Here is an 8,972-nt window from a genome sequence, read left to right on the forward strand (position 1 = left end):
TTCAGCAGGGGCTTTCATGACATTAGGTATTTCGTATGCCCTTAATCATCGCCTGGTGGTCATGGGCGATTTGCTGATTTCCGGGGATGAGCGTGAGCACGACGTTTCGATTCCAACGGTGGGAAGCGTAACGGAAGTCTTTCCCAAGGGATCGGGTTTCTCCATCACCGGTCTGACTCAAAAGGTCATCGTGATTTGCGAGGACATGGTCATTACCTGGGCGGGTCATGAAGTGGCGGCAACCATGGCTATCCGCTGGCTTCGTGAGCTTGCGGGAACTGGTTTGACTCCGGAAAAAATTGCCATTTTCCTGAAGCAGCTTCCGCAGAACCTCGGAAAGCTCGATCTGCAACTGACTGGTTTTTTCGTGTACGAAAATCAAGGCTATTTGGTCGATTACAAAGAGCACGCGGTCGAATCAACAAACTTTACTGACTTGCGTTTGATCGGCAACGGGGCTGATGTTTTCGAGGAAATGTTCGGCAAATACCGGTGGGTTTCGGGTACCAGCCGAGGTGTGGAGGCTGATCGTGGCGAGTACTTGAGTCTCACCATGGCGCTGGCTGGCATGCTATTGGAACTGGAGCTGAAGAATCAGCCAATTTCGTTGCTCCGCTATTTCGGTGGCGGGTATGAAGTGGTCTTTGGCGAGGCGGGAGCCTTCCGAAAGCTGGACGATGTCACTCACGTGTATTGGAAAATGCAAGTGACTGAGGATGGGGTGGGAATTACCAAGCCGTTTTACATACAGAAGCAGTTTTACCGGGGTAATGATCTGGTGATCATGCCGATACGCATTTCTTTGGGAGATGCCGCACGAAGCGGGATCGTGGACGATGAGGTCTACGTGGTTCGGGAACCAGGCAGCAACCAACGCAATCTGGATCTCCACCCCGACGACTTACCGTCCTTTAACTCTTGCAATACTTGTCACTATTTCATCGAGGGTGAAACGGCCCGGGTGTTCACCCGTTTTCAATACCGTGAGGATCCGAAGGAAAACGACCTGACAATTGTCGAGTCCGACACAGGGAAACAATTGAAGATCCGCAAGTCGTTTCTCGAAGCTATTACCACGACAGTCTGGAACGATCCGCGATGGCGTTCGCCTGAGTGAACTCAGCTTGCCTGTAGCAGACCCAGTAATGCCTTGAGCGTTTCGCCCGGCGCCTCCTCGGGAATGTCATGCCCGACACCCGCCAACACCCGCCTCTCGTAAGGCCCGGTGAAGTGCTGCGCATCTTCATCGTCTGCCGGCGCCGGGCCAACGCCGTCATCGGCACCGCACAGGGAAATCGTCGGCACACTGATCGCCGGCTGTTTTTCCAGCGCCTGCTCCATCCACTCCAGCGCCGGATCGCCCGGCGCATACATGAAACGATGGCGATAGGAGTGAATCACCATCTCGACGAAATCCGGATTGTCGAACGCCGGTGCGCTCAGCGGATAACGCTCGGCGTTCCGCGTCCAGGTCGGTGACCACAACTGCCAGAGCAACTCGCACAGCGCCCGCCGGTTCTGCGTCAGCCCTGCAACACCACGGGGCGTGTGGAAGTAGTACTGATACCAGAAGCGATGCTCGGTCTCGGGATCCAGCGGCTGGATCGAATTCGGAATGTCCTGCAGGTTGTAGCCGTCGCCCGTCACCAACCCGCGCACACGTTCGGGAAACAGCGCCGCCACAATGCACGCCGCCCGACCGCCCCAGTCGTAACCGCATAACGTCGCTTGCTCGATACCCAGCGCATCCATCAGATCCAGCAGATCCTGAGCCAGCGCCGCTTGCTGGCCGGAGCGCAACGTGTCCGGGCTGTTGAAACGGGTCGGGCCGTAACCGCGCAAGTACGGCACGATCACCCGATAGCCTTTGGCGGCGAGGGGCGGGGCGATTTCGTCGTAGGCGCGGGGGGAGTAGGGGAAGCCGTGGAGCAGGATGACCGGCGTGCCGTCTTCAGGGCCGTGATGCTCATAGGCGATGGTCAGACTGGCGGTCTGGCTGAATCGGATGTCGGCACGGGTCATGGAAAGTCTCCTTAAGCCTCGGCTTCCGCCACCTGATTGAAATACTTGCTGCGATCCGGCGTAAACGTCACCACCATTTTCGTCCGCGAGCAGGTCATGACCCGTTCTGCACCCAGATCGATATCCAGATCTTCACCACGCAACCCCTGCCACTGAGCCAGGTATTTCAGCGAGCCATATTTTTCGTTTTTTTTCAGGCTGCGACTCACGCCACCTTTCCAGCCGAGCACCGGCAACTCGTCGGCGCGGCAGCGTTGGGCGAGGTCGGGGAAGCGGTCGGCGCGCTGGCGGCCGATTTCCCAGCATTTGATCAGGCCCTTGTCGGCGGCTTCCCACAGTTCGTCGCGGGTCAGGCCAGACCTCAATGGGGAATCGATGGGGCGGTGGATGCGTTGGCTCATTCTGGTTCCTTGAATCGGGTTTTTATTGGACAGCTCCGCTGTGCCCGTTGCGGTGGATGGTAGGGGGGGATGTAACCGCTGGCAACAAGGTATTTCGGGGTGTAAGTGCAAGTGACGGGCAGGGAATGTTTGGGGTTTGTTGAGTGGCTGTAGGCAGTCAGGTATTGCCAGTCGTGGCGAGGGCGCTTGCTCCCGTTCGGCTGCGCAGCCGTCGCACAGCCGGGCTGAACAGTCTCTCAGGAGAAATGCGGGGGCAGGGCTTGGGGTGTCGCTGCATCACCCGACGGGAGCAAGCTCCCTCGCCACGACTGCTGTGATTCTGTTTATTTACGTGTAGGGATTAGCCACGATCAGAGCGAGTGCCGGGCGTATTTCCTACAGAATCTGATGGCTTTACGGCTGCCATTCACTCTTTGTCCCACTCAACTTGCGATCGAGAAAACACGCCGCGCTGATCAGTGCCAGATGCGTCAGCGCCTGTGGCGTGTTGCCCAGATGCCGGCCACGGCTGTCGAACTCCTCCGCGTACAACCCCAGCGGATTGGCGTAGCGCAACAGTTGTTCGAATTCCAGATGGGCCTTGTCCACTTGCCCGGCCCGGGCCAGGCATTCGACGTACCAGAACGAGCACGCCGCGAAGGCGCCTTCGGTGCCGGCCAGGCCGTCGATGCCGGTGTCATCGTTGCGGTAGCGATAAACCATGCCGTCGCGCACCAGATGCTTCTCGATAGCGGCCAGTGTCGCCAGCCATTTCGGATCCTTGGCGCTGACAAAACGTACCAGCGGTATCAACAACATCGAGCCATCCAGCGCAGTACCACCCTGGTACTGCACGAAGTGCCCGCGCTCTTCGTTCCAGAAGTTGTGCCAGATATCGGTATAAATGGCCTGGCGGGTCTGGTCCCAGCGGGCGAAAGGTGCCGGCAGCGAGCGTTTCGACGCCAGCCGGATCGCCCGGTCCACTGCCACCCAGCACATCAGGCGCGAATGCAGGAAGTGATGTTGCTCGCCACGCATTTCCCAGATGCCGACGTCCTTGGTCTGCCAGGTCTCACAGACCTGATCAACCACTTCCATTACGTGTTTCCAGCCTTCGTGGGAAATCGCGTCACCGTATTTGTTGACCAGATAAACGGCGTCCATCAGTTCGCCGAAGATATCCAGTTGAATCTGGTCGTAGGCGCCATTGCCGATGCGTACCGGTTTTGCGCCGCCATGTCCGGACAAATGCGCGAGTTCGGTTTCCGGCAGTTCCTGGCGTCCGTCGATGGCGTAGAGGATGTTCAGCTTCATCGGCTGATCGCTGCAATCGCTGACCCGCCCGCGCAGCCAGCGCATGTAGCCGTTGGCTTCGTCGATGAAACCCAGGCGCATGAAGGCGTAGACGGTGAACGACGCATCGCGGATCCAGGTGTAGCGATAGTCCCAGTTGCGTTCGCCGCCGGGAGTTTCCGGCAGGCCGAAAGTGGCGGCGGCGAGGATTGCGCCGTGCTGGCGCGAGGTCAGCAGCTTCAGGGCCAGCGCCGAACGGTTGACCATTTCCCGCCAGCGACCGCGATAGTTGGACTGACCGATCCAGTCGCGCCAGAACTTCAGCGTGCGTTCGATACAGAGCTCGTCGGCCCCTTCGGCAAAGCGCGGGTCGTCGCTGGCGCCGAGCATGAAGGCAGCTGTCTCATCCTGCTTCAGGGTGAACTGCGCGACGGCTGCTTCCTGATCGATGTTCAAGCCTCGATCCGAGGCCAGCCGCAGTGTCGGCTGGCCGCTGGCGCTGAACAGCACGTCGTTCTTGTCGATGACGGCGCGGGTGTCTGCGCGGGCATAGTCATGCCGGACGGCGCAACGCAGGTGGAACGTTGCCTGCCCGCTGACCACCCGCACCCGGCGCATCAGCAGCGGCAACGCCTCGTCGTTGTCGCCGATGGGCAGCAGATCGGTGATCTCCACCACAGCGTGATCGCTCAGCCAGCGGGTTTGCAGGACGTTGGTGTCCGGCAGGTAAATCTGCTCGCGGCGGGCGTCGGGCAGGTCCGGGGCCAGCTGAAAGATTCCGGCTTCGGGCGTGTCCAGCAGCGAACAGAAGATCGACGGGCTGTCGAACTCCGGCCAGCAGAAGAAATCCACGCTGCCCCTGTCATTGATCAGCGCCGCACTGCGCAGGTCGCCGATGATGCCGTGGGCATCGATGGCGCTTTGTCGTTCGGAATGATGTTCAGCCATTGCCACGGAACTCCGGATAGAGGCTCATGCCGCCGTCGATGAACAGGGTGGTGCCGACGATGTAGTCGGAGGCGTCGGAAGCGAGGAAAACCACCGCGTTGGCCACGTCTTCGACATCGCCGATACGCCCGTAAGGGATGAGTTCGAGCAGGGCCTGCCCGGCGTCGCCTTCGGTGGTGTCTTTATTGATGGCCGTGCGGATCGCCCCCGGCGCGATGCCGTTGACGCGGATGCGCTGCTGGCTGACTTCCTGGGCCAGGGTCTGCATCAACTGATCGACACCGCCCTTGGACGCTGCGTAATTGACGTGCCCGGCCCATGGAATGCGCTGGTGCACCGAGCTCATGTGAATGATCTTGCCGGCAGCCCGGGATACGCCTTCACGCACGCCCTGACGATTGAAAATCCGTAGCGCAGCGCGGGCGCAGAGGAACTGACCGGTGAGGTTGACGCCGATGACTTCATTCCAGTCGGCCAACGACAGATCCACCGCCGCCGCGTCCTTTTGCAGGCCGGAATTGGCCACCAGAATGTCCAGCGTGCCGAAGGCATCGAGGGTCTGTTGGAACAGTCGCTCCACGTCCTCTTCCTTCGAAACATCGGCGCCGATGGCGATGGCCTGACCACCGTCGGCGACGATCTGCCGGGCCAGCGTTTCGGCGGGTTCGGCCTGGCGGTTGTAATTGATGACCACGGCGGCACCGGCGGCGGCCAGGGCTTTGGCGGCGCCATGGCCGATGCCGGAACTGGCGCCGGTGACCAGTGCCACCTGGCGGGCGAGGGAAATCTGCATGCAGGGTTGCGCCTTGGGTTGAGGGCTTACTTAGCTGACTGATGGCCGCTGGCGAGAGTTCATCCGCTTACATGAAATCATCGACAGCTTTGGCCGCAGCGATTGGCCCTGCGCGTCACAGGGACTTCACATTCCACCAACAATTCCTCGCTTTCCCGCCCCTCAGGCTTTGTGGCAAGTTGGCCGCCCCTGATGAGGCTGTATCCGATGGCAAACCCTTACCGCGAACTGTTCAACGCCCCCGGTGCCCGGGCCTTTGTGATGGCCGGGATGATCGCGCGCATGCCGATTTCCATGACCGGTATCGGTGTGATCACCATGCTCTCGCAACTGGCTGGCGGTTATGCGTTGGCGGGCGGGGTGGCGGCGACCTTTGCCCTGGCCACGGCGTTCTGTGCGCCGCAGGTGTCGCGGCTGGTGGACCGTTACGGTCAGGGGCGGATTCTGCCGGTGGCGGCGCTGATCGGTGGCGGGGCGTTGCTGATGTTGCTGCTGTGCACCCGTTTGCAGGCACCGAACTGGACGCTGTTCATCTGCGCCGCGCTGGCCGGTTGCATGCCGAGCATGTCGGCGATGGTGCGGGCGCGCTGGACGGAAATCTATCGCGGTCAGCCGCAATTGCAGACGGCCTATGCGCTGGAATCGGTACTCGACGAAGTCTGTTTCATCGTCGGGCCGCCGCTGTCGGTGGGGCTGAGCGTCGCGGTGTTTCCCGAGGCCGGACCGCTGGCGGCATTGTTGATGCTGGCCATTGGCGTGACGGCATTCGTCGCCCAGCGCAGCACCGAGCCGCCGGTGCATCCTCATGAATCCCATCACCAAGGTTCGATCATTCGTTCCACCGACGTGCAATGGCTGCTGCTGTTGATGGTCGCCATGGGCATGATCGTCGGCGTGGTCGACGTGGTCAGCGTTGCGTTCGCCCAGCAACAGGGTCAACCGGCGGCGGCGAGCATCGTCTTGTCGGTGTATGCCATCGGCTCCTGTCTGGCGGGCATCGCGTTCGGCGCGATGCGCTCGAAGCTGCCGTTGCCGCGCCTGTTTCTCTATGGCGGGCTGGCGACTGCAGTGACCACGCTGCCGCTGTTGCTGGCCACCAATATCTTCGGATTGGCCGTCGCAGTGTTCATTGCGGGGCTGTTCTTCTCGCCGACGCTGATCGTGGCGATGGCGTTGATCGAACGCATCGTGCCGCCGGCCAAGCTCACCGAAGGCCTGACCTGGCTGGTGACCGGCCTGAGTATCGGCGTGGCCATCGGTGCTGCGGGCTCCGGGGCCCTGGTGGATGCCTTCGGTGCGCGCAGCGGATTCTGGCTGGCGATCGTTGCCGGGGCGGTGGTGCTGGGCTCTGCGGTGCAGAGCTTTCGTCACCTCAAATAGGCCGCTTACCAGCCCCGACCGGAATTCACCCAAAAGTTGACGGACAGTGAAGTCGACACCGACTCCACCTGATGAAACCAGCCTTCGGGCAGGAACAGCAGATCCCCGGCCTCCAGGGTCACGCGCAGGAATGTCACGTCGCGTGCGCCGGGAAAACGCTCGTAGTCCGGCGCATCCGGGTTGAAATCGCAGCCATCCAGACCACCCTCCGGTGCGGTGGACCAGGTGCCCAGCGCTTCGCGATGGTGGGGCGCGGCGAGGGTGAATTTCTTCTGGCCCCAGACCTGGGCGAACAGGTTGTCGGAGTCATCGCGGTGCAGCGGCGTCAGCGTGCCTTTGGGGCCGATCCAGATCCGTGGCGCAATGAACAGCGACGCATCGAAGTAGGGCGGGTATTGAATCTGCTGCATCAAGGCGCTCGGCAGGATGTTGTTGCCCATGTACGCCGGCGGTTCGCCGTCCTTGCCCTTGACCGCCGGGCTGTCCAGCGAAGCGATGAAATCGGCCATCGAGGTGGAGCGAAAATCCCGTTCGGTGGAAAAGGTTTTCTTCACGTAGTCGCCATGGCGGGTGATGCCTTGCAGTTCGGCGAAATGCACCAGTGATTCTTCGCGGCTGAGCCTGAACAGCGGCCAGTCATGCAAGGCATGGCTGATGACCACCGGCGTGCCGTAAGGCAGGTAGTGTTCTTCGAATGCCTGGCGCGACAGTTCGCTGCGCGGTCGGCGTTCGACGACGGTCTGCACAGGCCGTGCGGCAGTGATGGTCTCACTGTGGCGCGGCGGTGTCGGGTAGCGCTTGTTCATGTCGACTTTCTGCGTCGGCGCACCACCGTAACGGGCATGGTCGATGATCTGCGGCAGCATCGTCGCCAGGCCCATGTTGCCGCCGATCTTCAGCCGACCGCTGGCGAACAGTTCTTCGACGTTGGCGGTGCCGGTCATGATCCCGGCAAAATCGTTCGGTGCCACTTCAATGGTCACGTCCGGACTCGGGTGTCGACCGGCCTCGGTGCGGGAGCTGGCCTTGACCTCGGACCAGTACGCCTGCTGCGGACCAAAGACGAATTGAAAAACGCCTTCGATGCCGACGGCACCGGCGTTGGCGAACAGCTTGCCCAGAATGCTCTGCAGGTCCACGGTGAATCCTCGTTGTTGTTTTGGTCTGAACGGTTAACGAGGCTTTGCGGGGGAAATTTAGCCGCCGCCGACTAATTTGCCCGGCCGTTGATCCGTACCCTTTTGAAGAGACTTTTTCGAGGGAAACGTGGTGACCAAGCTGACCCTGCTGTGCCTGCCGTACTCCGGCGCCAGTGCCATGGTCTACAGCCGCTGGCGGCCCAAACTGCCGCAATGGCTGCAACTGCATCCGGTGGAACTGCCCGGGCGCGGTGCACGGTTCGACGAGCCGCTGCACACCGACATGCGCGTGCTGGCCATGCAGTTGGCCAAGGAATTGCGCCCGACACTCAAGGCTCCGTATGCCTTGTTCGGCCACAGTCTGGGTGCTTTGTTGGCGTGTGAAATCGCCCATGCGCTGCGGTCGCTGGGGTGTCCGGAACCCGTGGCGCTGTTCGCCTCGGGCACTGCCGCACCAACCATGCGCGCCGAATACGACCGGGGTTTCGCCGATCCCAAGACAGACGCCGAGCTGATCGACCAGCTGCGCACGCTCAACGGCACCAGCGAGGAAGTGCTGGCCAACGAAGAGCTGATGAGCCTGACCTTGCCGATCCTGCGTGCGGACTTTCTGCTCTGCGGCAGATTCCAGCCATTGCAGCGCCCGCTGCTCAAGTGCCCGGTGCACGTGCTGGGCGGCAAGGCCGACAAGGCCACCACCGAACAGTTGATCGGCTGGAGCAAGGAAACCTCGGGCAGCTTCTCGGTGGACATGCTGGCCGGCGGGCATTTCTTCATTCATGAACATGAAGCCAGGGTGCTCAAGGTGATCAAGGATCAGCTTGAAGTGCATCACCGGCGCCATGCGCTGGCCGTCAGCGCCTGAATACCCATTGGCGACTGCAGGCTCTCTCCCGCAGTCGCTCCCTCTTGCAGCTCGCAGCTGCCCCTCTCATCGCTAATTTTTCCGGTCTGCATTCGTTTTATAGGGACGACGTGCCTTTGTGCTTCTTGCCTACTGAATCCGGATCCCAAGAA

General features: G+C 61.2%; 8 protein-coding genes. 3 read left to right on the top strand and 5 right to left on the bottom strand.

Annotation, left to right across the window (positions count from 1 at the left end; translation table 11 throughout):
* The first annotated feature begins 16 nt into the window (after positions 1–16).
* The gene (locus NWV16_RS10000; protein ID WP_260522881.1) at positions 17–1,117 is read left to right on the top strand and encodes a hypothetical protein; all 1,101 of its coding nucleotides are present in this window, start codon (positions 17–19) and stop codon (positions 1,115–1,117) included.
* Positions 1,118–1,119: 2 nt separating this feature from the next.
* Here NWV16_RS10000 and NWV16_RS10005 read toward each other — a convergent pair whose 3' ends face one another.
* The 4 genes from NWV16_RS10005 to NWV16_RS10020 all read right to left on the bottom strand — a co-directional run bounded on the left by NWV16_RS10005 (position 1,120) and on the right by NWV16_RS10020 (position 5,436).
* Positions 1,120–2,022, bottom strand: coding sequence for an alpha/beta fold hydrolase (locus NWV16_RS10005; protein ID WP_260522882.1), 903 nt, complete (start codon positions 2,020–2,022; stop codon positions 1,120–1,122).
* 11 nt (positions 2,023–2,033) lie between these two features.
* On the bottom strand, positions 2,034–2,423 hold the full coding sequence (locus NWV16_RS10010) for a hypothetical protein (RefSeq protein WP_260522883.1): 390 nt from the start codon (positions 2,421–2,423) through the stop codon (positions 2,034–2,036).
* A 393-nt stretch (positions 2,424–2,816) separates the two neighbouring features.
* Positions 2,817–4,643, bottom strand: coding sequence for a glycoside hydrolase family 15 protein (locus tag NWV16_RS10015; RefSeq protein ID WP_260522884.1), 1,827 nt, complete (start codon positions 4,641–4,643; stop codon positions 2,817–2,819).
* The gene (locus tag NWV16_RS10020) at positions 4,636–5,436 is read right to left on the bottom strand and encodes a glucose 1-dehydrogenase (protein WP_260522885.1); all 801 of its coding nucleotides are present in this window, start codon (positions 5,434–5,436) and stop codon (positions 4,636–4,638) included. Before NWV16_RS10020 ends, NWV16_RS10015 begins: the two co-directional genes overlap by 8 nt.
* A gap of 207 nt (positions 5,437–5,643) precedes the next feature.
* Between NWV16_RS10020 and NWV16_RS10025 the strand changes: the two genes are divergently transcribed.
* Positions 5,644–6,816, top strand: coding sequence for an MFS transporter (locus NWV16_RS10025; RefSeq protein WP_260522886.1), 1,173 nt, complete (start codon positions 5,644–5,646; stop codon positions 6,814–6,816).
* A 5-nt stretch (positions 6,817–6,821) separates the two neighbouring features.
* Here NWV16_RS10025 and NWV16_RS10030 read toward each other — a convergent pair whose 3' ends face one another.
* Positions 6,822–7,955 (bottom strand): cupin-like domain-containing protein, encoded by a 1,134-nt coding sequence (locus NWV16_RS10030; RefSeq protein WP_065257432.1) that lies wholly within the window; start codon positions 7,953–7,955, stop codon positions 6,822–6,824.
* A 127-nt stretch (positions 7,956–8,082) separates the two neighbouring features.
* Between NWV16_RS10030 and NWV16_RS10035 the strand changes: the two genes are divergently transcribed.
* Positions 8,083–8,820 carry a thioesterase II family protein gene (locus NWV16_RS10035; protein WP_260522887.1) on the top strand — a complete coding sequence of 246 codons (738 nt, stop codon included), beginning with the start codon at positions 8,083–8,085 and terminating at the stop codon, positions 8,818–8,820.
* Positions 8,821–8,972 lie beyond the last annotated feature (152 nt).

It is taken from the genome of Pseudomonas sp. BW7P1, assembly GCF_024981055.1.
In the GTDB taxonomy this organism is placed as follows: Bacteria; Pseudomonadota; Gammaproteobacteria; order Pseudomonadales; family Pseudomonadaceae; genus Aquipseudomonas; species Aquipseudomonas bananamidigenes.